This window comes from Lysobacter sp. F60174L2 (assembly GCF_052547135.1).
Genome location: NZ_JBQWRA010000002.1, coordinates 283,473 through 308,294, shown reverse-complemented (window position 1 = coordinate 308,294; position 24,822 = coordinate 283,473). Strand labels below are relative to the sequence as shown.

General features: G+C 69.2%; 22 protein-coding genes. 6 read left to right on the top strand and 16 right to left on the bottom strand.

Going from position 1 to position 24,822, the window contains the following annotated elements; genetic code table 11:
• The first annotated feature begins 57 nt into the window (after positions 1-57).
• Positions 58-1,782, top strand: coding sequence for a YfbK domain-containing protein (locus ACT9AS_RS06575; protein WP_445099320.1), 1,725 nt, complete (start codon positions 58-60; stop codon positions 1,780-1,782).
• Here ACT9AS_RS06575 and ACT9AS_RS06570 read toward each other — a convergent pair.
• Entirely contained in the window at positions 1,772-4,543 is a 2,772-nt protein-coding gene (locus tag ACT9AS_RS06570) for an EAL domain-containing protein (RefSeq protein ID WP_445099782.1), read from the bottom strand. The genes ACT9AS_RS06575 and ACT9AS_RS06570 overlap by 11 nt on opposite strands.
• On the opposite strand from ACT9AS_RS06570, the gene ACT9AS_RS06565 reads away from it, so the two are divergent.
• From ACT9AS_RS06565 to ACT9AS_RS06550, 4 genes are all read left to right on the top strand, one after another.
• Complete coding sequence (locus tag ACT9AS_RS06565) at positions 4,517-5,071, top strand: RNA polymerase sigma factor (protein ID WP_445099319.1); 555 nt, start codon at positions 4,517-4,519, stop codon at positions 5,069-5,071. The two genes, ACT9AS_RS06570 and ACT9AS_RS06565, sit on opposite strands and share 27 nt — an antisense overlap.
• Positions 5,068-6,036 (top strand): hypothetical protein, encoded by a 969-nt coding sequence (locus ACT9AS_RS06560; protein WP_445099318.1) that lies wholly within the window; start codon positions 5,068-5,070, stop codon positions 6,034-6,036. The genes ACT9AS_RS06565 and ACT9AS_RS06560 overlap by 4 nt, the downstream gene beginning before the upstream one ends.
• Complete coding sequence (locus tag ACT9AS_RS06555) at positions 6,033-6,626, top strand: YigZ family protein (protein WP_445099317.1); 594 nt, start codon at positions 6,033-6,035, stop codon at positions 6,624-6,626. The genes ACT9AS_RS06560 and ACT9AS_RS06555 overlap by 4 nt, the downstream gene beginning before the upstream one ends.
• A 61-nt stretch (positions 6,627-6,687) precedes the next feature.
• The gene (locus ACT9AS_RS06550) at positions 6,688-8,472 is read left to right on the top strand and encodes an ABC transporter transmembrane domain-containing protein (RefSeq protein ID WP_445099316.1); all 1,785 of its coding nucleotides are present in this window, start codon (positions 6,688-6,690) and stop codon (positions 8,470-8,472) included.
• A 3-nt stretch (positions 8,473-8,475) separates the two neighbouring features.
• On the opposite strand, the gene ACT9AS_RS06545 is transcribed toward ACT9AS_RS06550, so the two are convergent.
• The 9 genes from ACT9AS_RS06545 to ACT9AS_RS06505 form a co-directional block, all read right to left on the bottom strand.
• A complete protein-coding gene (locus ACT9AS_RS06545; RefSeq protein ID WP_445099315.1) occupies positions 8,476-10,149 on the bottom strand; it encodes an acyl-CoA dehydrogenase family protein in 1,674 nt (557 codons plus the stop codon).
• A gap of 119 nt (positions 10,150-10,268) precedes the next feature.
• Positions 10,269-10,475 carry a cold shock domain-containing protein gene (locus ACT9AS_RS06540; RefSeq protein ID WP_445099314.1) on the bottom strand — a complete coding sequence of 69 codons (207 nt, stop codon included), beginning with the start codon at positions 10,473-10,475 and terminating at the stop codon, positions 10,269-10,271.
• A gap of 111 nt (positions 10,476-10,586) precedes the next feature.
• On the bottom strand, positions 10,587-11,354 hold the full coding sequence (locus ACT9AS_RS06535; protein ID WP_445099313.1) for an S-methyl-5'-thioinosine phosphorylase: 768 nt from the start codon (positions 11,352-11,354) through the stop codon (positions 10,587-10,589).
• Positions 11,355-11,358: 4 nt separating this feature from the next.
• Positions 11,359-11,928 (bottom strand): hypoxanthine-guanine phosphoribosyltransferase, encoded by a 570-nt coding sequence (locus ACT9AS_RS06530; protein ID WP_445099312.1) that lies wholly within the window; start codon positions 11,926-11,928, stop codon positions 11,359-11,361.
• The gene (gene nagZ / locus ACT9AS_RS06525) at positions 11,928-12,923 is read right to left on the bottom strand and encodes a beta-N-acetylhexosaminidase (RefSeq protein WP_445099311.1); all 996 of its coding nucleotides are present in this window, start codon (positions 12,921-12,923) and stop codon (positions 11,928-11,930) included. Before nagZ ends, ACT9AS_RS06530 begins: the two co-directional genes overlap by 1 nt.
• 203 nt (positions 12,924-13,126) lie before the next feature.
• A complete protein-coding gene (locus ACT9AS_RS06520; protein ID WP_445099310.1) occupies positions 13,127-13,663 on the bottom strand; it encodes a CYTH domain-containing protein in 537 nt (178 codons plus the stop codon).
• A gap of 109 nt (positions 13,664-13,772) precedes the next feature.
• Positions 13,773-15,131 carry a 23S rRNA (uracil(1939)-C(5))-methyltransferase RlmD gene (rlmD, locus tag ACT9AS_RS06515; protein WP_445099309.1) on the bottom strand — a complete coding sequence of 453 codons (1,359 nt, stop codon included), beginning with the start codon at positions 15,129-15,131 and terminating at the stop codon, positions 13,773-13,775.
• Between the two features lie 699 nt (positions 15,132-15,830).
• The gene (locus ACT9AS_RS06510; protein WP_445099308.1) at positions 15,831-16,448 is read right to left on the bottom strand and encodes a DUF1318 domain-containing protein; all 618 of its coding nucleotides are present in this window, start codon (positions 16,446-16,448) and stop codon (positions 15,831-15,833) included.
• A gap of 57 nt (positions 16,449-16,505) precedes the next feature.
• Positions 16,506-18,539, bottom strand: a complete 2,034-nt coding sequence (locus ACT9AS_RS06505) for a hypothetical protein (RefSeq protein ID WP_445099307.1) — start codon at positions 18,537-18,539, stop codon at positions 16,506-16,508.
• Between the two features lie 34 nt (positions 18,540-18,573).
• On the opposite strand from ACT9AS_RS06505, the gene ACT9AS_RS06500 reads away from it, so the two are divergent.
• On the top strand, positions 18,574-19,329 hold the full coding sequence (locus ACT9AS_RS06500; protein ID WP_445099306.1) for a response regulator: 756 nt from the start codon (positions 18,574-18,576) through the stop codon (positions 19,327-19,329).
• Here the strand turns inward: ACT9AS_RS06500 and recO are convergent.
• Genes recO through lepA form a run of 6 tightly spaced genes read right to left on the bottom strand, consistent with a single transcriptional unit; the run spans position 19,320 to position 24,700 of the window.
• Entirely contained in the window at positions 19,320-20,069 is a 750-nt protein-coding gene (gene recO / locus ACT9AS_RS06495; protein ID WP_445099305.1) for a DNA repair protein RecO, read from the bottom strand. The genes ACT9AS_RS06500 and recO overlap by 10 nt on opposite strands.
• A 6-nt stretch (positions 20,070-20,075) precedes the next feature.
• On the bottom strand, positions 20,076-20,984 hold the full coding sequence (gene era / locus ACT9AS_RS06490; protein ID WP_445099304.1) for a GTPase Era: 909 nt from the start codon (positions 20,982-20,984) through the stop codon (positions 20,076-20,078).
• Positions 20,985-21,000: 16 nt separating this feature from the next.
• Positions 21,001-21,660 (bottom strand): ribonuclease III, encoded by a 660-nt coding sequence (gene rnc, locus ACT9AS_RS06485; protein WP_445099303.1) that lies wholly within the window; start codon positions 21,658-21,660, stop codon positions 21,001-21,003.
• Between the two features lie 3 nt (positions 21,661-21,663).
• Entirely contained in the window at positions 21,664-22,044 is a 381-nt protein-coding gene (locus tag ACT9AS_RS06480) for a DUF4845 domain-containing protein (RefSeq protein WP_445099302.1), read from the bottom strand.
• A 46-nt stretch (positions 22,045-22,090) separates the two neighbouring features.
• On the bottom strand, positions 22,091-22,876 hold the full coding sequence (lepB, locus tag ACT9AS_RS06475; protein ID WP_445099301.1) for a signal peptidase I: 786 nt from the start codon (positions 22,874-22,876) through the stop codon (positions 22,091-22,093).
• Positions 22,877-22,906: 30 nt separating this feature from the next.
• The gene (gene lepA / locus ACT9AS_RS06470) at positions 22,907-24,700 is read right to left on the bottom strand and encodes a translation elongation factor 4 (protein WP_445099300.1); all 1,794 of its coding nucleotides are present in this window, start codon (positions 24,698-24,700) and stop codon (positions 22,907-22,909) included.
• Positions 24,701-24,822: the final 122 nt, after the last annotated feature.

Genomic DNA, 24,822 nt, shown 5'->3' with positions numbered 1-24,822 from the left:
ACCCCGTTCCGGACAGACGCGCGTTTGCCATCGGTACCGACCCACGAGGCATCCGCCATGCATCGATATCCCTCGCGTTCCACCGCGCGCGTCGCCGCCCTCGCGGCCGCGCTTGTCGCCGGCCTTGCCGTCACTGCCTGCAGCTCGACCCGGGAGGCGGCCGTCGCCCGGGAAGACTTGGCAACGGTCGCGCCCAAGGCAAACCCGGTTGGCCCACCGCCCCCACCCGCCCCGCCGGCACCGGTGATGTACGCGCCGCAGGCCATGGCCCGCTCGGTCGTCGCGGATGCTAGTCATTGGTACCGGCCGCCAGTCCCGCCGGCCAACACCGAGAACTACGCCGATTTCGACGACAACCCCGTCCACCGCACATCGGACCAGCCGGTGTCGACGTTCTCGATCGACGTCGACACCGGCAGCTACGCCAACGTGCGCCGCATGCTGCTCGACGGTGTGCGACCACCGGCCGACGCGGTGCGTGCCGAGGAGTTCATCAACTACTTCGACCACGGCCACCCCGCGCCGACCTCGCGCGAGGTTCCGTTCCGGGTCAGCACCGAGCTGGCACCGGCGCCGTGGAACGCCGGCCGGCAACTGCTGATGATCGGCATCAAGGGTTACGACGTCCCGCGGGCGGACCTGCCACCGGCCAACCTGGTGCTGCTGGTCGACACGTCCGGTTCGATGCACTCGGCCGACAAGCTGCCGCTGCTCAAGCGCGCGATGGGCATGCTGGTGCGCCAGCTGCGCCCGCAGGACACGATTTCGATCGTGGTCTACGCCGGGTCCGCCGGACTGGTCTTGCCCCCGACCGCCGGCAACCGACAAGGCGAAATCCTTGCCGCGCTGGAGCAACTGCAGGCCGGCGGCAGCACCAACGGCGGCGCGGGCATCCAGCTGGCCTACGACATGGCGCGGCAGGGCTACGTCGAAGGCGGCGTCAACCGCATCCTGCTGGCGACCGATGGCGACTTCAACGTCGGCACGGTCGACCAAGGCGCGCTGGAAACCCTGGTCGCCGACCAGCGCAGGAGCGGTATCGCCCTGACCACGCTCGGCTTCGGCAGTGGCAACTACAACGACGCGCTGGCCGAGCGGCTGGCCGACCTGGGCAACGGCAACCACGCCTACATCGACAGCGCACTGGAGGCGCGGCGGGTGCTGGTCGAAGCGATGGGGTCGACGCTGCTGACGATCGCCAGCGACGTCAAGATCCAGGTCGAGTTCAATCCCGCACGGGTCGCCGAGTACCGGCTGGTCGGGTACGAGAACCGCGTCCTGCGCAACGAGGACTTCGCCAACGACAAGGTCGACGCCGGCGAGATCGGCGCGGGCCACGAGGTGACCGCACTGTACGAGATCACTCCGGTAGGTTCGGACCAGGCGCGGCTGCCGGCATTGCGTTATGGCAACGATCGCCCCGCGGCCACCAGCAGCGGCGAGATCGCCCACCTGCGCTTGCGCTACAAGCAGCCCGGCAGCGACCGAAGCCGCTTGATCGAAACCCCGATCCTGCATTCCGCGCTGCGCCCGCAGGCCAGCGACTCGCTGATGTTCACCGCGGCGGTCGCCGGTTTTGCCGATGCCCTGCGTGGCGGCACGCACACCGATGGCTGGGGTTGGGACGGCATCCTCGCCGCCGCGCGCTCCACCGGTCGCGAGCACAACGACTCCCGCCACGCGGAGTTCATCGAGCTGGTCGAACAGGCCCGGCTGCTGGTCGACCACAGTGACGACCCGGCCGGCAACCGGAGCGCCGGTGCAGCCGCCGTCAGCGATTGACGGAAGGGGCGATCGTGGACGCCATCTGCTCGGCCGGCCGGCCGAGCAGGTAGCCCTGGCCGTAGTCGCAGCCCAGTTCCCGCAGCAGCGCGCGCTGCTCGTCGGTCTCGATACCCTCGCCGATGGTGTAGATCCCCAGCGCACCGGCCAACGCCTGGATCGCCCGCACCACCGCGATGCTTTCGTTCTTGCTGTCGCCGGTCAGCCCGGCGACGAAGCTGCGGTCGATCTTCAGGCATTCGATCGGGAACCGGTGCAGGTACGACAACGCCGAATAACCGGTGCCGAAGTCGTCCAGCTGCGCCAGCACCCCGTGGCCGCGCAGGGTTTCCAGCGTGCGCAACGCGCGGGGCACGTCGTCGAGCAACGCCACCTCGGTGATCTCGATGCGCAGCCGGTTCGGGTCGGCGCCGGCGGCGTCGATCAGGCGCAGCAGGCGGTCGGCGAAATCGTCGGTGCGGAAGTGCCGGGGCGAGACGTTGATCGAGATGTAGCCGGTGCCGTCGACCGACAGCCGCGAGATCACCTGCGCGTACATCAGCCAGTCGACTTCCTCGATCAGCCCGTTGTCCTCGCCGACGCCGATGAATTCGCCGGGGCTCAGCAGGCCGCGCGCGTGGTGGCGCCAGCGCAACAGCGCTTCGTGGCCGATCACCGCGTTGTCGCCCAGACGCACGATCGGCTGGTAATGGGCGATGAAGCTGTCGCCATTGATCGCCCGGCGCAGGTCGGCTTCCAGGTCGAGGATCTGCAGCGCCTGCTCGCGCATCGCCTCGTCGAACACCGCGCAACGGTCGCGGCCGGACGCCTTGGCCCGGTACATCGCCGCGTCGGCATCGCGCAGCAGCTCGGCGCCGGTGTGGTAACGCGGATGCCACAGGGCGATCCCCAGGCTGGCCGACGGGAACACTTCGCGCCCGGCCACCCAGCACGGCTGGCCGAGCGCGTTGAGGATCCGCTGGGCCAGTTCCTCGGCCGCGTGCAGGCCGTCGATGTCCTCGATCAGGATGGCGAACTCGTCACCGCCAAGCCGCGCCACCGTGTCGCCATCGTGCACGGTGGCGACGATGCGTCGCCCGGCCTCGACCAGCAGGTCGTCGCCGGCGGAATGGCCGACGCTGTCGTTGACCAGCTTGAAACGGTCGAGGTCGAGGAACAGCACCGCGAACACCCGCGGCGTCTCGCCCATCGAACTGTGCCGCGCGCTGGTCCGCGCGTTGCTGATCGCGGTCCCGAGCCGGTCGAGCAGTTGCGACCGGTTGGGCAGCCCGGTCAGCGCATCGTGCCGGGCCTGGTGGGTCAGCTTCTGCTCGGCACGCAGGCGCTCGCCGATCTGCTCCAGCAACTCGGCGTTGGCCATCGCCAGTTCGCGGGTGCGCGACTCGACCCGTTGCTCGAGCTCCACGTGGGCCGCGATCAGCCGGTCCTGGCCCTGCTTGCGCGCCAGCCCGATGCCGATGTGGTGGGCGACGAAGGTCAGCAGGTCCTGGTCGCGCGCACTGAAGTTGATCGCATTGGAATAGCTCTGCACCGCGATGACGCCGACCACCGCGTCGTTGCGGAACAGCGGCACGCCGAGCCAGCAATGCGACAGGCTGCCGTGGCTGCGCCAGTGGCCCTGCGCCTCCAGCTCGGCGATCCGCTGGCGGTCGGCCAGCACCGGGCGGCCGCTGGAAATCACGTATTCGGTCATGCCGGCGCCGAGCCGGCGGGTGACGCGGGCGGCGTCGCGCTCGTCGATCGAGTACGGGAACTCCAGCCGTTCGCCATCCTCCGACAGCAGCGCGATGTAGAAGTTGCGGGCGTACAGCAGCTCGCCGACCACGTCGTGCACCTGCGCGTAGAAGCGCTCCAGGGTGTCGGAGGTGATCGACAGTTCGGCAATGCGGAACAGCGCGCGTTGCAGCCGTTCGGCGCGCTGGCGCTCGACGATCTCGCTCTGCAGGTCGCGGTTGCTCTGCTGCAGCGCCTGGGTGCGCTCCTCGACCCGCCGTTCCAGTTCCTCGCGGGCCTGGTGGCGGTCCAGCGCGGTCAGGATGTGCTGGGCAACGAACGCCAGCAGGGCGCGCTCCTCGTCGCCGTAGCTGTCGGGACGGTCGTAGCTCTGCACCACGATCGCACCGCAGACGCGGTCGTCGCGGCGCATCGGCACGCCGAGCCAGTCCTCGCTGTCGGGGCCGTGCCGGTCGTCGTGGCCGACCGACAGTTGCGCGCGCACCTTGTCGGACGATCCGAGCACCGGCTCGCCGTGGTGCAGCAGCGCCAGGGTCAGGCTGGTGGGGGTCTCCTCGGCGAAGATCTCCTGCTCCGGCTCGGCCACGTAGGGGTCGAGGCGATCGGCGAAGTAGAGGAACCGGTAGCTGTCGCGCACATCGTCGAACAGCACGATGTAGAAATTCTCCGCATACATCAGCCCGGCGACGACCGAGTGCAGGCGCTGCAGCATCTCGTCCATCTCGAGGTCGGAACCGGCCAGGTCGGCGATCTCGTACAGGGCCTGCTGCAGCCGCTCGGACTTTTCCAGCGACTCGACGCGCGCCCGCGCGTCCCGCAGTTCGGCGACCAGCGAGTCCGCCCCGCCGGTCGCGCCGGTCACGTTTTGCGCGCTGCCCATCGTTGCGCTTGCCTTCTGCACCTGCTGGCGCCCCCCGTGTTCCCGGGCAGGATAGCGCGCCTGCGCCGGCCATGGCCGGGTGGCTTTCCGTGGCCCGCGCCAGCCCGTACCCTGCTGCCGATGAATGGCGCCGCCGACTCGAGCGATGAAATGCTGATGCTGGCCTGGGCCGGTGGCGACGCGGCCGCGTTCGAAATGCTGTACGCGCGCCACCGCGGGCCGCTGTACCGGTTCCTGCTGCGCCAGCTGCGCGACCCGTCGATGGCCGACGAGTTCTTCCAGGATGTGTGGCAGCGGGTCATCGGTGCCCGCGATGGCTGGAAACCGGACGCGGCGTTCCGCACCTGGTTGTTCAGGATCGCCCATAACCGCCTGAACGACCATTGGCGCGCGCTCAAGCACCGTCCCCCGGCACCGGCCGACGGCGAGGAACGCAGCAACCGCCAGCCCGACCCGTCCAATCCGGAGCGCGAGCTGTCGGAGTTCGAGCAGCGCCGCCAGTTGCAGCGCGCGATCGACGACCTGCCCGACGAGCAACGCATGGTGGTGCTGCTGCGGCTGGAGCAGGAGTTGAGCCTGGAGGAAATCGGCACGATCACCGGCAGCGGCCGGGAAACCGTCAAGTCGCGCCTGCGCTACGCGATGGACAAACTGCGCGCGGGGTTGAATCCATGACCAGCCAACGACCCGATCCGTTGACGCCCGAAGAACGCGAACTGGCCGGGCGGCTGGGCCGCATCGCCCCGCGCGCGACGCCCTCGGCCGAACTGGACGCGAGGATCCTCGGGGCCGCGCATGCGGCCGCGGGCCGCAGGGCCGGTCCGGCACGTCCACGTTCGCGCTGGCCCGCGCTGGTCGGCATCGCGGCGACGCTGGCGCTGGCAGTGGGCGTGGTGTGGCAGCTGCGACCGGTGCACGAGGTGCCGGTCGAGCGCGAGGAGATGCCGTCCAGCGCGGTGATCCGATCGCCGGCGACGGCGACAGTGGCGGAGGCGGAGGCGCCCGTGTCGGAAAGCGACCTCTCCCGCCCCGCCAAGCCCCGGGCAGCGGACATTGCGGCACCTGCGCAATCGTCCGAGCCGCGGCTGCGCATGCTTCCACCGCCTGCACCGCGGCCGGCGCCGCCCGTGGTATTCGATGATCCGTCGCCGGTCGACGCGCCCGAGGTTGCCGCTCTTCCGGCCCCTCCGGCCGCTCCCCCTTCACCTGTGCCTGCACCACCTCCCCCTCCCGCGCCACCGGCCCCTCCCGCACCGGTGATAGACACGGCGGCCGCAGCGGTCAACAGGCCCGCGGCTGCGGCGCAGGCGAGGTACCAGGCGGATTCAAGGGCTGCAGCAATGCAGCGCAAAGCCACCGCCGCCACCGCTGACAGGGGGGGCACCGACGACGCACCGGCTGAGCCGGGCGATATCGATACCCCTCGGCGCACGATCACCATCGCCGACGTCCCGGTCGACAGCGACCACCTGCTCGATCCGGTCGACTGGATCGAACGCATCCGCCAGCGGCGCGACAGCGGCGACCTGGACAGCGCGCGCGCCAGCCTCGACGCGTTGCGCGAAGCGCATCCGGCACTGACGTTGCCCGACGACGTGCTGGCGATCGCTACCGCTTCCGAAACTCCTCCGGAACGATGAGCGGCACCACCCTCGCCCAACGCGTCAGCCACGAGATCGAGATCAAGCACAGCCGCTTCCTCGCGCTGGCCGGGCCGGTCGAATCGCCCGAGGCGGCGCTGGCGTTCGTCGCCGAAGTCGGCACGGTCGACGCCACCCACAACTGCTGGGCCTACCGCATCGGCGGGCTGTACCGCTCCAGCGATGACGGCGAACCCGCCGGCACCGCGGGCCGGCCGATCCTGGCCGCGATCGACGGCCAGGGATTCGACCAGGTCGTGGTCGTGGTCACCCGCTGGTACGGCGGCATCAAGCTGGGGGCCGGCGGCCTGGTCCGCGCCTACGGCGGCTGCGCCGCGGAGTGCCTGCGCACGGCGCCGCGACGGGAACTGGTCGAACTGGTCGAATGCACGGTGAGTTACGGTTTTGCCGACACCGGCGCGGTGCATGCGACGGTTGCCGCGCACGGCGCCGACAAGCTCGACGAGCGGTTCGATGCCACCGGCGCGCAGTTGCAGCTGCGCCTGCCGGCCGGGCAACTGGACTCGCTCAGAACCCAGTTGCGCGATGCGACCCGCGACCGGGCGACCGTGACGTCTTCGCGCGACTGATCCACCACTGCGGTCACCCGGCGGACGCGACGCACCGGGGCGGATGACGGACAATGGCGCGATGACCGCACCGTCCGAATCCGAAAATCCCTCGTCCTCGACCGCCAAGGCACCGATCGGCAGCCTGCGCACCCTGTGGCCGTTCGTGCGCCGGCACAATGGCTTGTTCGTGGCCTGGCTGCTGGCGCTGGCCTGCTCCTCGAGCGCGACGCTGAGCCTGCCATTCGCGTTCCGGATCATGATCGACCAGGGCTTCAGCCAGGGCGGCGGCGGCGCGATCGACCGCGCATTCGTATTGCTGTTCGTCGTCGCCGTGGCGTTGGCGCTGGCGACCGCGGCGCGGTTCTATTTCGTCTCGCTGCTGGGCGAGCGCGTGGTGGCCGACCTGCGCGGCCAGCTGTACTCGCACCTGATCGGCCTCGACGCCGGCTTCCACGACCGCAACCGCAGCGGCGAGCTGGTGTCGCGCCTGACCGCCGACGCCGAGCTGTTGCGCGGGGTGATCGCCACCAGCATGTCGGTGGCGCTGCGCAGCACGGTGACCTTCGTCGGCAGCATCGTGATGCTGTTCGTGACCAGCCCGCACCTGGCCGCCTATGCGCTGATCGGCATTCCGCTGGCGGTGTTGCCGATCGTGCTGGGCGGGCGCCGGTTGCAGAAGATCTCGCGCGACAGCCAGGACCGGGTCGCCGATGCCAACGCGCTGGCCAACGAGACCCTCGGCGCGGTGCGCACGGTGCAGGCGAATGCGCGCGAGCCCTACGAGCTGGGCCGCTTTGCCGAGGCGCTCAAGGTCGCGGTGGCGACCGCCCGCAAGCGCATCCGCGCCCAGGCCTGGGTTACCGCGATCGCGATCGTGCTGGTGTTCGGCGCGATCACGCTGGTGTTGTGGTCCGGCGCGCACGACGTGGTCGACGGCCGGATGAGCGCGGGTGCGCTCGGCCAGTTCGTGCTGTACGCGTTGATCGGCGGCGGTTCGGTCGGCGCGCTGGCCGAAGTCTGGAACGAGTTGCAGCGCGCGGCCGGCGGCATGGGCCGGATCACCGAACTGCTGGTCGAGTCCCCCACCGTGGAATCGCCGGCGCAGCCGCAACCGCTGGCCTTGCCGGTGCGTGGCGAGCTGGGTTTCGACAACGTCACCTTCCACTACCCGCTGCGCCCCGAGCTGCCGGCGCTGGAAGCCTTCGACCTGCGGGTGGCGCCGGGCGAAACCGTCGCGCTGGTCGGCCCCTCGGGCGCCGGCAAGAGCACCGTGTTCTCGCTGCTGCTGCGCTTCCACGATCCGCAGTCGGGCACGCTGCGGGTCGACGGCAACGACATCCGCGCGCTCGCGTTGGCCGACCTGCGCGACGCCATCGCCCTGGTCCCGCAACAGGCGACGATCTTCGCCACCAGTGCCCGCGACAACATCCGCTACGGCCGGCTCGAAGCCACCGACGCCGAGGTCGAGGCGGCGGTCCACGCTGCCCACGCGACCGACTTCATCGACGCCTTGCCGCAAGGCCTCGACACCGAACTGGGCGAACGCGGCGCACGCCTGTCGGGCGGGCAGCAGCAACGCGTCGCGATCGCCCGAGCACTGCTCAAGGACGCGCCGATCCTGCTGCTCGACGAGGCCACCAGCGCGCTCGATGCACAGAGCGAGCGCGCCGTGCAGCAGGCACTGGAAACGCTGATGGAAGGCCGCACCACGCTGGTGATCGCGCACCGGCTGGCGACCGTGCTGAAGGCCGACCGGATCGTGGTGATGGACCGCGGCCGGATCGTCGCCGAGGGCACGCATGCACAATTGCTGGCCGAGGGCGGCCTGTACGCGGAGCTGGCGAAGCTGCAGTTCCTGGACTGAGCGTCAGCCCGCGGGCGGCAGCGCCCGCTCGATCATGTCGTCGAACGGCAGGTCGGGCGGAAGCGTACCCATCGCCAGGCCATGCTCGCCACCCAGCCGCGAGCGGCAGAACACATCGGCCGCCGGGCTGTCCGCGGCCAGCAGCACGCTGCCTTGCAACGCCAGCGCCAGCGATTCGACGAAACGGCGCGCGCCGGCTTCGTCGATGCGCGTCTCGCCATGCAACGGCCCGCGCAGGTGCTCGACCGCAGCCGCGTGCGCGGGGTGGCCAGCGCCGGCCTCCTGCAGCGCCGTCCACAGGGCCGCACCGGTACCGGGCTCCTTCGCCAGCGCGCGCAGCACGTCCAGGCACTGGATGTTGCCGCTGCCTTCCCAGATCGAATTGAGCGGCGCCTGGCGATACAGCCGCGGCAGGATCGATTCCTCGATGTAGCCGTTTCCGCCGAGGCATTCCTGAGCCTCGTTGACCAGGGCCGGTGCGCGCCGGCACAACCAGTACTTGCCGACGGCGGTCGCGACCCGCGCCAGCGCCGCCTCGGCCGGATCATGCGGTGACGCGTCGACCGCGCGCGCCACCCGCATCGACAGCGCCAATGCCGCCTCCGCTTCGATCGCGAGATCGGCCAGCAGGTTGCGCATCAACGGCTGCTCCACCAACGGCCTGCCGAATGCGCGACGGTGGCGGCAATGGTGGATCGCATGGGCCAGCGCCATCCGCACCTGCGCGGCGGCACCGAGCATGCAGTCCAGCCGGGTCAGCATCACCATTTCGAGGATGGTGGCGATGCCGCGCCCCTCCTCGCCGATGCGTCGGGCCCAGGCGCCACAGAACTCGACCTCGGACGAGGCGTTGGACCAGTCGCCGAGCTTGTCCTTCAGTCGGACCAGCCGGAACGCGTTCTTCCGGCCATCGGGCAGGCGGCGCGGCATCAGCAGGCAGGTCAGCCCGCCGGGTGCCTGCGCCAGCACCAGGAAGCCGTCGCTCATCGGCGCGGAGAAGAACCACTTGTGCCCGACCAGGCGGTACTCGCCATCGCCCTCAAGCGGCGTCGCGGTGGTGGTGTTGGCGCGCACGTCGCTGCCGCCCTGCTTCTCGGTCATGCCCATGCCGAGGGTGACGCCGGGCTTGTCGACGATCGCCACCTCGCGCGGGTCGTAATGCGGTGCGGCGGCCTTGTCCGCCCACTCGGCCAGCGCCGGCTCGCGCCGCAGCACCGGCACCGCCGCGTGGGTCATGGTCAGCGGGCAACTGGTGCCGGGCTCGACCTGGTGGTGCAGATAGCTCAGCGCGGCGCGCGCGACATGCGCGCCGGGCGCCGGGTCGCGCCAGCTCAGGCCCGCGACGCCGTGCTCGATCGCCGCCCGCATCAACGCGTGGTAGTTCGGGTGGAACTCGACCCGGTCGATGCGATGGCCCTGCGCGTCGTGGCTGCGCAGCCTCGGGCGGTCCCGGTGGGCGTCGAAGGACAGCTCGTACAAGGCGCTGCCGGCCAGCGCGCCGTAGGTCGCGACGCGCCCGGCAAATTCGCCGGCGCCCTCGCGTCGCATCGCCTCGCGCAGGACGATGTCGTCGGCCCACAGGTCGCGTGGCGCAAAGTCGGGCGGCTGGTTTTCGACCTCGTGGGTTTCGAACTGCTGCGTCTCGACGCCCGGATTCCCGATCCGCGGTGGGTTCATGGCCGGCTCCGCATGGATGACCGCATGAATCTAGCACCGGCGCCCGGCGGCGCGTTTCCGCGCGCCCGCGACATAAAAAAAGCCCCGCCGGAGCGGGGCTCTTCAACCCTGCCGGCGGGTCACTCGACCGGCGTGATATCGGACGCCTGCGCGCCCTTCGGGCCCTGGGTCAGCTCGTAGCTGACACGCTGGCCTTCCTGCAGGCTGCGGAAGCCCTTGGCGTTGATCGCGGAAAAATGTGCGAACACGTCCGCGCTGCCATCTTCGGGCGAAATGAAGCCGAAGCCCTTCGCATCGTTGAACCATTTCACGGTGCCGTACGTCATATCCTGAAAAACCTCATGCTGGATTCGTTGTCGCGTCGCGCTGCGGGGGAAAAGGCGGACGCCGCCCGAGTATGCAAACTGAACGGCCGCTTGACAATCGCGTTGACGTGTTTAGTCCGCAATTTCGCGCCTTAACAGCGCGCGCAGCAGCCCGGGGAGGCCGGATGAGGCCGCGGCGACGTTGTCGAGCACGTCCTGCAGGGTGATCACCTCGTCGGGGTCCGGACCGGCACCGGCGGCCCAGTTGGCGACGATTGCAAGGCATGCGTAATCGAGGCCCATCTCGCGTGCGAGACCGGCTTCGGGCATGCCGGTCATGCCGACCAGGTCGCAACCGTCGCGCCGCATCCGCGCGATTTCGGCGCGGGTTTCCAGCCGTGGACCCTGGGTTGCGCCGTAGCACCCGCCGTCGACCAGTTCGACACCGGCGTCGGCCGCGGCGGCCATGACCGCGGTGCGCAGCGAGCCGGTGTAGGGTTCGCCGAAGTCGACGTGGATGACTTCGCTGCCGGGCTCCTCGCAGATCGTCGAGATGCGGCCCCAGGTGTAGTCGATGAGCTGGTCGGGACAACCGAGGACGCGCGGACCGAAGCGTCCGGTGATGCCGCCGACGGTATTGAGCGCGAGCACGCGTTGCGCGCCGACCGCCTTCAACGCGGCGAGGTTGGCGCGGTAGTTGATCTGGTGCGGCGGCAGCGAGTGGCCCTCGCCATGGCGGGCCAGGAACGCCACGCGACGCCCGTCGAGCGTGCCCACGCGGATCGGCCCGGACGGCGCACCGAAGTGGGTCACCGGCTGGTGGGTTTCGACATCCTGCAGCTCGGCCAGCTGGTAGATGCCGGTGCCGCCGATGACGGCCAGTGCGATCGCATCGCCCATGGGATCAGTCCTTCAGCGCGTAGATGGCGGGCAGGTTGCGTCCCTGCTCGTGGTAATCCATGCCGTAGCCGAACACGTAGCGGTCCGGCACCTCGACGCCGACGTAGTCCGCGCACATCCCCGGCACGCAGCGCTCGTGCCGCTTCACCGCCAGCACCGCGATGCGCACGTCGGTAGCGCCCTGCTCCAGGCACCAGGCGGTGATCGCCACCATGGTGTGGCCCTCGTCGAGGATGTCGTCGGCCAGCAACACGCGTCGTCCCTGCAGGGAGGTGGCCGGGCGATGCTTCCAGACCAGCTCGCCGCCGGAGGTCGCGCCGCGATAGCGGCTGGCATGCAGGTAATCGAATTCGAGGTCGAGGCCGAGTGCCCCGACTTCCATTGCCAGTTGCCCGGCAAACGGCAGGCCGCCGTGCATGACCGTCAGGTAGACCGGCACGCTGCCGTTCGCGTAATCGGCATGCACCTGTTTCGCCATCGCCGCGATCGCCCGGTCGAGCGTCGCCCGGTCGTGGATCACGTCGGAGTTGGCGAGCGCCTGCTGCAGGCTCATGGTGGATTCGTCCTGCGTCATCAGGCCATGCCCTCCAGCCGGCCGCGGCTGTCGCCGTAGCGGCTGTCGGCCAGCAGGCCGTCCCAGCCCATCGGGCCGCGGCCGATCAAGCCGGCCAGCGCAATCGTGTTGAGCGTGCGGCCCTCCACGGCTTTCAGCGATTCCTCGACCAGCTCCGGATGGCAGACCAGCACCACGTCGCAGCCGGCGTCCAGGTGCAGGTCTACGCGCTGCTTGATGCCGCCGGCGGAGAACGCCGCGGCCATGCCGATGTCGTCGCTGAAGACCACGCCGCGGAAGCCCATCTCCGCGCGCAAGATCTCCCCGATCCAGCGCTTCGAGTAGCCGGCCGGTTCCGGCGCGACTTCGGGATAGACCACGTGCGCCATCATCACCGCGTCGGCCCCGGCCTCGATGCCGGCGACGAACGGCACCAGGTCGAGCGCACGGATCTCGTCCAGCGGGCGCCGGTCGATCGCGTCGTCGAAATGGGTGTCTTCCAGCACCGAGCCGTGGCCGGGGAAATGCTTGAGCGTCGCCGCCATGCCCGCGGCGTGCATGCCGCGCACGTAGGCGCGGGTGAACCCGGCGACCACCTGCGGGTCTTCCGAGAATGCGCGGTTGCCGATCGCGCGGTTGCCGCGGCCGAGGTCGACCACGGGTGCGAAGCTGAGGTCGACGCCGCTGGCCTTGATCTCGCTGGCCATCAGCCAGGCGTGCTCTTCGGCGAGCTTGAGCGCGGCCGCGGGATCCTGCGCGTAGCACCCGCCGAAACTCTCCAGCGCAGGCAGCGCACTGTAGCCCTCGCGGAAGCGCTGGACCCGCCCGCCCTCCTGGTCCACGCAGATCAGTTGCGGGCGCGGCGCGGCCTCGCGGATCGCCTGCGACAGTTCGGCGACCTGCGCCTTCGACGCGAAATTGCGGGTGAACAGGATCACTCCGGCGCAGGCATCGTGCTGCAGCCAGTCGCGCTCCTGCGCGGTGAGTTCGGTGCCGGCAACGCCGATCACGAGCATGGTGGACTCCAGGGACTGTCTTCGGGCACGGGCGCCTGCCGCATTGTCGCGCAGTTGGCCGATCCCGGTGTAGGAGCGACGTGAGTCGCGATCAGCGTCCCGTCGGGCTGCCCTGCGGCCTGTCGCGGTCGAAATCGGCGCACGGATTTTCGCGATCGGGAAGTGGGTTGGGAGCCGGCTTTCTATCGCGACTTACGTCGCTCCTACAGGGGCTGCGCCTGGCGGCCTGGTCGGGGCGGATTGCGCTCGTCGGCGGTCCACTGCGCAAACGGACGCGTCGCCAGGGCGAGGTTGTAGTACCGCGATTCGTCGGTGACTTCGACGCCAAGCCAGGCAGGCCGGGCGAATGCCTCGTCGGCGTCGGCCAGTTCGATCTCCGCCACCACCAGCCCGGCGTTGTCGCCGAGGAACTCGTCGACCTCCCACAGGTGGCCTTCGAACTGGACGTAGTGCCGGCGCTTGTCGACCAGCCCACCGACGCTCAACGCCAGCAGCGCGCGGGCGTCGTCGACCGGGATCGGGTAATCGAACTCCTGCCGGGTGTGGCCGAGCTCGCGCGACTTGAGGTTCAGGAAAGCCGCGTCGCCGGCGATGCGTACGCGCACCGAGGCCTTCATCGCGCCGACGTCCATTGCGGCGAGGTCGTTGAGGTACCCCTGCGCCATCGGCACGACCTCGTGTGCGGCGGCGCGCCAGGCGTCGGAGGTAACCAGGAACTTGCGTTCGATTTCGATCGGCATGTGCGGGTTCTCTGTAGGAGCGACGTAAGTCGCGATCTCACTGACACCCGGGATCGCCTGCTATCGCAACTTACGTCGCTCCTACATCAGGAGTGAATGCGGGACTGTTTCAGCGTGGTTCGAACATCGCGATCGACTCCACGTGCGCGGTGTGCGGAAACATGTCCATCACCCCGGCGGCCTTCAGCTTCCAGCCCTTCTCGTTGACCAGATAGCCGGCATCGCGCGCCAGCGAGGCCGGGTGGCAGCTGACGTAGACGATCCGCTTGAACTGCTTCAGCGGCAGGTGCGCCAGCACGAAATCGGCGCCCGAGCGCGGCGGGTCCAGCAGCAACTTGTCGAAGCCCTCGCGCATCCACGACTGGCCACTGAGATCCTTCGCCAGGTCGGCGGCGTGGAACTGCACGTTGCCAATACCGTTGTGCGCGGCATTCTCCCGCGCGCGCTGGACCAGACCGGCCTCGCCCTCGACGCCGACCACCTCGCGCACCGAGCGCGCCAGCGGCAGGGTGAAATTGCCGAGACCACAGAACAGGTCGAGCACGCGTTCTTCCGGGCCGGCGTCGAGCAGCTCGATCGCATCGGCGATCATCCGGCCGTTGAGTCCTGCGTTGACCTGGATGAAGTCGAGCGGACGGAACACGAACTCCAGGTTCCACTGCGGCAGCGAGAACGCCAGCTTCGGCGCCGCCGGCCACAGCGGATGCACGCTGTCGAGCCCGCCGGGCTGCAGGAAGATCGCGAACCCGTGCTGCTGCCCGAACGCGACCAGCGCGGCACGATCCGCATCAGACAACGGCGAGAGGTGGCGGATGGTCAGCGCGATGCCACTGAACCCGTCGACCGGGTCGCCGGCGATGAACTCGATCTGCGGAATGTCGCGGCGTGCCTCCAGCCCGTCGACCAGCAAGGCCAACGCCTCGACCTTCTCACCGATCTGCGGGATCACCGTATGGCAGCGCGCGATGTCGGCGACGAAACGCGGATCGGTCTCGCGGAAACCCACCAGGGTCTTGTCCTTCTTCTCGACCCGGCGCACCGAGAACCGGCCCTTGCGGCGATAGCCCCAGGCGGCGTCGACCAGCGGTTCCAGCACGCGCTCAGGGGTGACGTGGCCGATGCGTTCGAGGTTTTCCAGCAGCACGTTCTGCTTGGCGAGGATCTGCTTGTCCTCCGCGTAGTGCTGCAGCGCGCAGCCTCCGCACACGCCGAAATGCTCGCAGCGCGGCTCGACCCGCTCCGGCGCCGCATGCAGCACCTCGACTGCACGTGCCTCGTCGAAGCTCCGATGGCGGCCGGTCTGCACCGCCATCACCCGCTCTCCGGGCAACGCCCCGGCGATGAAGACCGCCTTGCCAGCCTCGCCCGGTTCCTTCGACGCCCGGCGGGCCACGCCGCGGCCATCGTGGGTCATGCCGGTGATTTCGGCTTCAAACGGGGTCTTGTCGATTCGGGCCACGGGCAACACACGGTTATTCAGGGCCGCGTATTGTCGCAGAGGTGGGTGTGCGGTCCCTATGAGGTGGTTCACAGAGCTCGTCGAGGACTTCTCGCGCAGGAGGCGGCCGCCGGGGGATTGCTCCAGCCCTTCATCAGGCCCGCTCCACGGTCCGGCCCGGCGCAGCGCGCCGGGCGTTCGCGCAGACGCGCGGCAGTGCCGCGCAAGCCGTCTGCGCTCACCCTGTCCTGAGGCGGGCCGCGGGCCATCCATGGCCCGCTTTTACGCAATTCCCCCGGCGTCCACCTCCTGCCCCGGATGTCCAGGACTCCGGGAACCGGCCCCGTGTAGGAGCGACGTGAGTCGCGATTTCCTAAGTGCCTCACGCGTTCAGAGGGTCGCGACTTACGTCGCTCCTACACCAGCGAGGATCGCGGCTACCTTGGTGTCGTGCGGATTGGCACCCGAACTCCAACACACTGAATCCACCACCCCCAAGCCGCGACGCGGCGTCCTGGCCGGGTGCTGCGGAGAGTGCGCCATGGATGGCGCACGGCCCCGACTCGGGCCATGGATGGCCCGATGGAGTGGGCGCAGCAGCACCCGGACAGGGCGGCGCTCCCGCCCGAAGCCGGGAGCCCACCCGCTGCCACCGCTTCTCGCTGTTGCTGTTGCTGTCGCTGTTGCTGTCGCTGTCGCCGCTACCGTTGCTGCTGCGACTGAACCAGCCTACTTCTGCTTCCAGCCACCGCCGCTCTGGTACCACCAGTCACTGCGCGCACTGGCGATCCACTGCTTCGCGAACACCTGGCGGATCTGCGACTCCCACTCCGGGTGCCCATTGGCCACCGCCACCTCGCGATACACCGCATTGCGGTCGCGATTGTCCTCCGCCACCGCCTGCTGGATCTTCACCCGGTCGCGCAACTCCAGCTTCGACGCATCGCGCACCACGATCGTGCCGTCACTGGCGAACCCCAGCGCACCGGCATCGAAGCCCGCCCGCAGGGTCGAATTGAACCGCGACGCCATCCGCGCCTGGATCGCCTGGATCGCCGGCGTCTTGATCGTGATGTCCGGCGACTGCGCATGCGCACTGCCGATGCCGACCAGCGAGTACAGATCGACCCGCGACGCCAGCTGCCGCAACGTCACCGGCTCCAGCATCGCACTCGGACCACCTTCGCCATCCTCGACCGGCGTCGACGGCTGCGGCTCCTCGCCGATCACCTTGTCGACGAACTGGCGGGCCGCCTCCCTCGCCTCCGCGGCCGGGAAGTACACGTTGATCGTGACGCATGCCGTGACCATCACCGCGGCGACCGGAACTCCCATCCAACGACGCATCCGACTTCTCCCTTGTTCAAGACCGAAATTTTCCGGGACGGAGGACTGCGCGGCCGGTTATTCGACCACCGGCTTCACGTCACCCGTACCGACCGCCGCGAGCCGCTCGACCAGCGTCGGCCAGTCGACCCGGCGGTTGTACCCGACCACCGTCAACCGCGGCAGCCCGGACCCTTCGACGATAATAAAGCCCCCACCCGCTGAACCAAGGCCGTCCATCGCACAGACCTCGTCCGACAGACGGCAGGCGATGCCGATCCGTGAATAGCCGAAGTCGTCGAAGAACCCGATCAGCTGCGACTGCAGGCTGCCGACGATCGACGCGTTGCCGACACTCGTCAGGTCCTGCACCGCGCGCTGGCTGATCCGCTGGCGCACGCCGCGATGGCGGTCGGTGTCGAGTCGCGCATCGAACGCGACCGGCTGCCAGTTGACCAGGCGCAGGTCGGCGATGCGGCCATCGAGCTTGCCGCTGATGCTGCCGAAGTCGAATGCACCGGTCAGCGCGGCCAGGTCGATATCGTCGAACGCGATGTCGGTCGACAGCGTCGGCAGCACCCCGAACGGCCGCTCCATCGACAACTGGGTCACCTCGACCTCGCCGCCGAACAGTTGCATCGCCAGGCCGCCATCGAACTCGACCCGGTCATCGGCATAGCGCGCCTCGGGAATCGTGCCGCTGAGTTCACCGGTGAACGCCGGCCAGTCCAGCGCCTGCGACAGCTGGGCCACGTCGAGCCGCTCCAGGGTCAGGCCGAAGCGCACGTCCAGCGATTCGTCGCCCCCCGGCGGGCGGATCTGCAGATGGTCGAAACGCGCGATCCCACCGAGCAGTGGCAACTCGACCGCGTCCGCCAGTTGCAACGCGCCCGCGGCGCTGCGGAACGGCAGGCGGCTCGGCCCGAACGCAAGCCCGTACAGGTCACCGCCCTGCCAGCGCAGCTCGCTGGACACCGGCGCGGCCCCCGAAAACGCCAGGTCACCATCAATGCCGTCGAAGGCGAATCGCCCGCGCGGGTCGTCCAGCCGGACCTGGTGCAGGCGCAGCAGGCCATCGTCGAGTTCTCCGTCGCCGATCCGCACGGTCGCGTCGGCGGCGCCGTCGATCGCGAGGTCGCCCAGCCCCGCCAGCCCGAGCCAGCCGCTCAGATAGGCTGCGGACATGGGCGCGAGATCGGGCGCGCGCAGTTGCAGGTCGAGCGCGCGAAGCCCGGCCTGCGCGCCGAGCGCGGCACTGCCTTCGACCGCGAGGATGCCGCGGTCATTCCAGCCGATGCGCGGAAGCGTCCAGCCCTGCCCCTCCTGGAGCGCGGACAGGTGCAGTTCGACCTGGCGCTCCTGCAGCGATACATAGGTGGTCCCGAACAGCACTTCGCCACCGAGCAGGCGGCCATCGATGGTGAACCGGTCGCGCTCGCCCAGGCGCGCATCGACGTCGACGCGCGCGCCGAGGTTGGCGCCCGCTACGGTTCCGTCGGGGGTGTCGAACGATGCCGCGTCGATGCGCAGCGGACCGGCAACGCGGATCGGCTCATCCGTGGCCGCGGTGATCTTCAGGGCGGCGTCGAACGTGCCGTCGGTGATTCGGCCGGACGCCCACACCTGCGACAGCAGTGCCTGGGTCCACGCCAGGGGCACCCGGGTCAGGTCGATGCGGGTCGCGTCGGGCGTGGTGGCGTTGCGATGCAGCTCGATCCGGCTCGCGCCGCGCACGAGGCTGGCCCCGGTCGTGGCGACACCCAGCTCGACCGACAGCCGCATGCGTTCGCCGCCGCTGCGCAGCTCGCCGGCGCACCGCCACGCGCCGCTGGCATCACGCTGCAATGGGCAACGCCAGTCGAGATCGCGAAACCGGTAGCCGAGGTCCGGCGCCTCGACCCGCCGCGCCTGCAGGCGAAGTTCGCCCTGCGGCATGTCCGCGGGCCACGCAAGCCTGACCCGTACATCGTGCAGCGTGGCGACCGCGGTGGTCACCCGGTCGATGTGCGCAGTCGCCGAACGCGGCGCGGCGAACGCCTGCCCGACACCGGACAGCATCAGGCATGCGAGCAACGCGGACGACGGCAGCAGGCGTAAAATCGGGCGCGACATCGACGCAGCATACCGAGCCCGGAAGGATCTTCCGATGAAATCACCGCCCGACCCGCCGGCCTCGCCACGCATCCTGCTGGTCGAGGACGACCCGACCAGCCGCGCGTTCCTGAGCGCCGCGCTGCATGCGATCCCGGCCGAGGTCGATGCGGTCGACAGCCTCGCCGGCGCGCTCGCCCTGCTGGGCGGCAGGCAGTACGACCTGTGGCTGTTCGATGCCAACCTGCCCGACGGCGACGGCCGCGACCTGCTGGCACGGGCGCGTCAGGCGCACCCCGGCATTCCGGCGCTGGCGCACACCGCATCCAACGACGCCGGGGTGCGCGAAGCCCTGCTGGCCGCCGGCTTCCGCGACGTGCTGGTCAAGCCGCTGCCGGCGTCCGCGGTCCAGTCCGCCGTGCGCGCTGTGCTGGGGTTCGGGGCGTCGACGGATTCAACGCGCGCCATCGCCAGCAACCAGCCGACCTGGGACGACGTCGCCGCTGCCGCCGCGCTCAACGGCAACCAGGCGCATGTCGCCACGCTGCGGCAGCTGTTCATCGCCGAGCTGCCCCACACGCGCGAGCGGATCCTCGCCTGCGCCCGCGATGGCGACCGCGAATCGATGCAGGGAGAGCTGCACAAGCTGCGCGCGAGTTGCGGTTTTGTCGGCGCCGCACGGCTGGCCGACACCGTCCGCGCGCTGCAATCGCAACCCGACGCCGTCGATGCGCTGGACCGCTTCGACCGCGCCGCGCTCGATATCCTGCGCCAGTCCGACGGCAACGACGATGGAACCGGTTACGCCTGATCCCCCGCCGATCCGGGAGACGGTGCCCTGGGCAGGCCGGCAAGCATCTCCCAGGACTTCAACCCGCGCGCGCCCAGGTGATGCGCGAGCACGCCGCGCAGTACCCGGCGCAATCCTGGCAGGTCGGCGTCATCCGGTTGCCGGTCGGCACCCAGGTCGATCAACCCGCGACCGGTCGCCGCGCCGCTGCGATCCGCCTGGCCGCGGTCGCTGAGCACGCGCCGTGGGCCATGTTCGGGATCAAGCCGGTAGCGCGCGGCCGGGTCGATCGGTTCGCCATCGCCATCGACGCTCCACTCGAATCCCAGTCCGAGCGCATCCAGCAGGTCGCGCTCGAACCGGCGCAGCGTCCACGCCAGCGGCTCGTCCGCACGCAGGCGTTCGCGGGTGCGCGCATAGGCGGTATAGAAATCGGGTTGCGGGTCGTCGCGCTGGGTCAGGCGCAGGGTCAGTTCGTTGAGGTAGAAGCCAGCCATCATCGCGTCGCCGGCCAGTCGCGGGGCGGCGTCGAGCGCTTCGGCCGCGCGCAGCTGCGCAAGCTCGCCGCGCTGCACGGCGTCGAAGCGGATCGATTGCAATGGCTGCAGCGCGGCGCGCAACGGGTGGCTCCGCGGTCCGCGCAGGCCGCGCGCCAGCAGGCCGACACGGCCATGGTTGGCGCTCAGCACCTCGACCAGCAGGCTGGTCTCGCGCCAGGCCCGCGCATGCAGGACGAAGCCGGGCTCGTTGTCCAGGCGCATCGGCGCCTAGTCGTGGTACCCGAACGTGCGTAGCGCGGCCTCGTCGTCCGACCAGCCCTCGCGCACGCGCACCCAGGTTTCCAGGAACACCTTGGAATCGAACAACCGCTCCATCTGCTGTCGCGCCTTGGTGCCGATCTCGCGCAGGCGCTCGCCGCCCTTGCCGATCACGATCGACTTCTGGCCGTCGCGCTCGACCCAGATCACCGCGCCGATGCGCAGCAGCGGGCCATCGACGACGAAGCGCTCGATCTCGACCGTGGTCGCGTATGGCAGCTCCTCGCCAAGCTGGCGCATGAGCTGTTCGCGGACCAGTTCACCGGCGAGGAAGCGCTGGCTCTTGTCGGTGATCTCGTCCTCGGCATACAGCGCGGGTTGCTCGGGCAGCAACGCCAATACGTCCTTGGTCAGCGCTTCGAGCCCCTTGCGCTTGAGCGCGGAGATCGGGTGCACACCGGCGAACTCGCGCCCTTCGCTGACCCTGGCCAGATACGGCAGCAGCGCGGTCTTGTCCTTGAGCCGGTCGACCTGGTTGACCACCAGCACCACCGGCACGCCGACGTGATGCAGGGCCTGGTAGGCGAAGTCGTCGGCCTCATCCCACTGGCCGGCGCGGACCACCAGCATGGCCGCGTCGATGCCCTCGAGCGCGCCGCGGGCGGCCCGGTTCATCCAGCGGTGCATGGCGGTCGCGGTCGACTTGCCCTGGTCGCGGTGCAGGCCGGGGGTATCGACCAGCAGCAGCTGGCCGTCGGCAAAGGTGGCGATGCCAAGCAGGCGATGGCGGGTGGTCTGCGGCCGTGGCGAGACGATACTGATCTTGGCGCCGACGAGGGCGTTGGTCAGGGTCGACTTGCCGACGTTGGGCCGGCCGATGACGGCGACGTGGCCGCTGCGATGGGGGGTTGGGGTCATGCGGGGATTGTAGGCGCTACGGCGCGGCGATGGCGCCCAGCGCGGCCTCGGCGGCGGCCTGTTCGGCGCCGCGGCGCGAGTTGCCCTCGCCTTCGGTGACCAGCGCCGGGGCGGCCAGCGTGCAACTGACCCGGAAGGTCTTGGCGTGGTCCTCGCCGCTCTCGGCAATCAGTTCGTAGACCGGCAGCGGCTTCTGCCGGCCCTGCAGCCATTCCTGCAGGCGGGTCTTGGCGTCCTTGCCGACCTTGTGCGGCGGCGGCAGCGCGTCCATCGCGGTGGTGAACCAGGGCAGGACCACGGCGCGACAGGCCTCGAAGCCGGCGTCGAGGTAGATCGCCGCGACCACCGCCTCGACCGCGTCGGCCAGGATCGAATCGCGGCGATGCCCGCCGGACTTCATTTCGCCCGGCCCGAGGGTCAGGCGTTCACCCAGTTCCAGCGCCCGTCCGATCGGTGCCAGTGCGGATTCGCGCACCAGCTCGGCACGGGCCCGGGTCAAGGCGCCTTCGTCGGCGCGCGGCCAACGGGCGTAGAGCGCTTCGGCCGCGAACAGGTTGACCAGCGCATCCCCAAGGAACTCCAGCCGCTCGTTGTGCGGCGCGCCGGCGCTGCGATGGGTCAACGCCTGCGCCAGCAGCTCCGGCCGGACGAACGGATGGCCGATACGGTCAGCCACCGGTCAGTCGATCGCCCCGCCGCGGCGCAGTTCCTTTTCCGCCTCGAACTTGCCGACCACATCAAGGTTGGCGATGAGCGGCTCGCGCACTTCGTACTTGACCGTCACGAGGTAGCCGGCGTCCTTGCGTGCGATCTTCACGTGTCCGGGCTCGACCGTGTCCGCATAGCTGATGTCCAGCCGCCGGAAAAGCAGCTTCTTTATTTCGGCCGGATCCTTGTTCGCAATGCCGGGTTCACCGGCAAGGCCATGCAGCGCCTCCTTGACCGAATAGAACTCCGAGTACATCGGGATCACCTTCATCCCCATGTAGATGAACACGCCGGCCACGGCCAGCACGATGATGAACCCGATGAGGGTCATGCCCCCTTGTGCACGTTTCATGCCTTTACTCCCCTGGTGACTGGTCGACAGGTGCTGCTGCAGGATCCTACTGGATGCTCTTGCCGATCCGGGAGAAACCGATACCCCCATCGATATTCATCCAGATCAGGAACGCCTTGCCGCGGAGGTTCTCCTCCGGCAGGAAACCCCAGTATCGGCTGTCTTCACTGTTGTCGCGATTGTCGCCCATCACGAAATAGTGGCCGGGCGGGACCACCCACTCGCCCTCACCCGGATCGCGATACGGGACGCCCGTCCGCTCGAGCACGAGGTGTGGCCGGCCGGCGAGCTGCTCGCGCAGTTCCTCGGCCCCGGTCATGCCGATGCCGCTGTCATGGCCCTGGTAGATGCCCAGCGACTCGTAGCCGATCGGCTCGCCATTGACGTGGACCTGGTTGTCGTAATAGCCGATGCGGTCGCCCGGCAGGCCCATGACCCGCTTGATCCAGTCCTGCTCGGGATGGTGCGGCGGATGGAACACCACCACGTCGCCGCGCTCGGGCTCGCCGATGTCGACGAACTTCCTGTTGATGATCGGCCAGCGCAGGCCGTAGGCGAACTTGTTGACCAGGATGAAGTCGCCGGTCAGCAGGGTCGGCATCATCGAGTTGGACGGGATGCGAAACGGTTCGGCGATGAAGCTGCGCAGGATCAGCACCACCAGCAGCACCGGGAAGAACGCCTTGGCGTAGTCGACGTACCACGGCTCGGCATCGTCGTCGAGCAGGCCCTGGTGGGCGGCACGGTGCTTGGCCAGGACCAGTTTGTCGAGCAGCCAGACCAGCCCGGTGACGAGGGTGAGCACCACCAGGGCGATTTCAAACCAACGCATGCCTGCTCCTTTGATCGACTGGCGACACTGTTATTTGTTGTCCATCTGCAGCACCGCCAGGAAGGCTTCCTGCGGGATCTCGACGCTGCCGACCTGCTTCATGCGCTTCTTGCCGGCCTTCTGCTTCTCCAGCAGCTTCTTCTTGCGCGAAATGTCGCCACCGTAGCACTTGGCAAGCACGTTCTTGCGCATCGCCTTGACCGTGGTGCGGGCGATGATCTGCGACCCGATCGCGGCCTGGATGGCGACGTCGAACATCTGCCGCGGGATCAGGTCCTTCATCTTCTCGCACAGGTCGCGGCCACGGCGGTCGGCGTGGCTGCGGTGGGCGATCAGCGACAGCGCGTCGACCTTGTCTCCGTTGATCAGCACGTCTACGCGCACGAACGGGCCGGCCTCGAAGCGCACGAAGTGGTAGTCCAGCGAGGCGTAGCCGCGGCTGACCGACTTGAGCTTGTCGAAGAAGTCCAGCACCACCTCGGCCATCGGCAGCTCGTAGCTGATCTGCACCTGGCTGCCCATGTAGTTGATGCCCAGCTGGGTGCCGCGCTTCTCCTCGCACAGCTTGATGATGTTGCCGATGTACTCCTCGGGGGTGAGGATGTTGGCGCGGATGATCGGCTCGCGGATCTCCTCGACCAGGTTGACCTGCGGCAGCTTGGCCGGGTTGTCCATCATCACGATGGAATCGTCGGTCCTGAGCACCTCGTAGACCACCGTCGGCGCGGTGCTGATGAGGTCGAGGTTGTATTCGCGCTCCAGCCGCTCCTGCACGATTTCCATGTGCAGCATGCCGAGGAAGCCGCAGCGGAAGCCGAAGCCCATGGCCTCCGAGCTTTCCGGCTCGAAGCGCAGCGCGGCGTCGTTGAGGCGCAGCTTGTCGAGCGCCTCGCGCAGGTCCGGGTAGTCCTCGGCGTCGACCGGGAACAGGCCGGCGAATACGCGCGGCTGCATTTCCTGGAAACCCGGCAACGGCTTCGGCGCCGGGTCGCCGGCCAGGGTCAGGGTGTCGCCGACCGGGGCGCCGTGGACGTCCTTGATGCTGGCGTTGATCCAGCCCACCTCGCCCGCGCCGAGCTTGCCCAGCTCCTTGCGCTTGGGGGTGAACACGCCGACCTTGTCGACCAGGTGGGTGCGCCCGGTCGACATCACCAGGATCTTGCTGCCCGGGGTGATCTCGCCCTGCATGACGCGCACCAGCGACACCACGCCAAGGTAGTTGTCGAACCACGAGTCGATGATCAGCGCCTGCAGCTTGTCGGTGTCGCGCGGCTGCGGCGGCGGGATGCGCTCGACGATCGCCTCCAGCACCTCCTCGATGTTGAGCCCGGTCTTGGCACTGATCGCGACCGACTCGCTGGCGTCGATGCCGATCACCGCCTCGATCTCGGCCTTGGCGCGGTCGATGTCGGCGGTCGGCAGGTCGATCTTGTTGAGCACCGGCACCACTTCCAGGCCCTGCTCGACCGCGGTGTAGCAGTTGGCGACCGACTGCGCCTCGACGCCCTGCGCCGCGTCGACCACCAGCAGCGCGCCCTCGCAGGCGGCCAGCGAGCGGCTGACCTCGTAGCTGAAGTCGACGTGGCCGGGGGTGTCGATGAAGTTGAGCTGGTAGGTCTTGCCGTCGCGCGCGGTGTACGGCAGCGACACCGACTGCGACTTGATGGTGATGCCGCGCTCGCGCTCGATCGGATTGTTGTCGAGCACCTGCGCTTCCATCTCGCGCTCGGTCAGGCCGCCGCACAGGTGGATGATGCGGTCGGCCAGGGTCGACTTGCCGTGGTCGACGTGGGCGATGATGGAGAAGTTGCGGATCTGCTGCATGGGGTCGGCAATGGCTCGGGGGCCGGGAAAGTTAACGGGCGATTATCGCATACCGCATCCTGGCCGCCGCGGGCCAACAGGGCGCCTGGCGGCGGCCGGAGAAGGCCCGGTCCACCGCCCTG

Coding starts and splice junctions, on each gene's coding strand:
- ACT9AS_RS06500 (WP_445099306.1), top strand. CDS start 18,574: ATGAAATCACCGCCCGACCCGCCGGCCTCGCCACGCATCCTGCTGGTC.
- ACT9AS_RS06545 (WP_445099315.1), bottom strand. CDS start 10,149: ATGAACCCACCGCGGATCGGGAATCCGGGCGTCGAGACGCAGCAGTTC.
- ACT9AS_RS06520 (WP_445099310.1), bottom strand. CDS start 13,663: ATGCCGATCGAAATCGAACGCAAGTTCCTGGTTACCTCCGACGCCTGG.
- ACT9AS_RS06575 (WP_445099320.1), top strand. CDS start 58: ATGCATCGATATCCCTCGCGTTCCACCGCGCGCGTCGCCGCCCTCGCG.
- era (WP_445099304.1), bottom strand. CDS start 20,984: ATGACCCCAACCCCCCATCGCAGCGGCCACGTCGCCGTCATCGGCCGG.
- ACT9AS_RS06530 (WP_445099312.1), bottom strand. CDS start 11,928: ATGACGCAGGACGAATCCACCATGAGCCTGCAGCAGGCGCTCGCCAAC.
- ACT9AS_RS06560 (WP_445099318.1), top strand. CDS start 5,068: ATGACCAGCCAACGACCCGATCCGTTGACGCCCGAAGAACGCGAACTG.
- lepA (WP_445099300.1), bottom strand. CDS start 24,700: ATGCAGCAGATCCGCAACTTCTCCATCATCGCCCACGTCGACCACGGC.
- ACT9AS_RS06510 (WP_445099308.1), bottom strand. CDS start 16,448: ATGCGTCGTTGGATGGGAGTTCCGGTCGCCGCGGTGATGGTCACGGCA.
- ACT9AS_RS06555 (WP_445099317.1), top strand. CDS start 6,033: ATGAGCGGCACCACCCTCGCCCAACGCGTCAGCCACGAGATCGAGATC.
- nagZ (WP_445099311.1), bottom strand. CDS start 12,923: ATGCTCGTGATCGGCGTTGCCGGCACCGAACTCACCGCGCAGGAGCGC.
- recO (WP_445099305.1), bottom strand. CDS start 20,069: ATGCGCCTGGACAACGAGCCCGGCTTCGTCCTGCATGCGCGGGCCTGG.
- ACT9AS_RS06535 (WP_445099313.1), bottom strand. CDS start 11,354: ATGGGCGATGCGATCGCACTGGCCGTCATCGGCGGCACCGGCATCTAC.
- ACT9AS_RS06540 (WP_445099314.1), bottom strand. CDS start 10,475: ATGACGTACGGCACCGTGAAATGGTTCAACGATGCGAAGGGCTTCGGC.
- ACT9AS_RS06505 (WP_445099307.1), bottom strand. CDS start 18,539: ATGTCGCGCCCGATTTTACGCCTGCTGCCGTCGTCCGCGTTGCTCGCA.
- lepB (WP_445099301.1), bottom strand. CDS start 22,876: ATGCGTTGGTTTGAAATCGCCCTGGTGGTGCTCACCCTCGTCACCGGG.
- ACT9AS_RS06480 (WP_445099302.1), bottom strand. CDS start 22,044: ATGAAACGTGCACAAGGGGGCATGACCCTCATCGGGTTCATCATCGTG.
- ACT9AS_RS06550 (WP_445099316.1), top strand. CDS start 6,688: ATGACCGCACCGTCCGAATCCGAAAATCCCTCGTCCTCGACCGCCAAG.
- ACT9AS_RS06565 (WP_445099319.1), top strand. CDS start 4,517: ATGAATGGCGCCGCCGACTCGAGCGATGAAATGCTGATGCTGGCCTGG.